Below are 262 nucleotides of genomic sequence, written 5' to 3'. Positions count from 1 at the left end.
CGTACGTATGGTCTTGTCCGTACTCTGGGATCGTCTTGACGATCAATGCCTGTTCGACAGAGGCGCTCCGTGTATCGAGAACCGTGAATGTACTGTCTGGATATTCTTCTTTCAACATTTCGCCGTCCATGACAGCGGTTTGGTATGTACCGGAGAGTTCTCCGGAGAAAGCGAGATATAAGAACGGGATTCCAGCCTCGAGATGCTGACGGAAACAGTGTTCGATTCGTGACGTCTCGATTTGGAACGTCTTTGGCGTCTT

General features: G+C 50.0%; 1 protein-coding gene. It reads right to left on the bottom strand.

Annotated features, from left to right (window positions below):
- A partial coding sequence (locus tag AC2Q9J_RS18110) for a DegV family protein (protein ID WP_499042095.1) occupies window positions 1–262 on the bottom strand: 262 nt, incomplete at both ends.

The organism is Planococcus sp. RAB007_Raresut (assembly GCF_057369535.1).
This window is presented reverse-complemented; position numbering and strand designations above follow the sequence as displayed.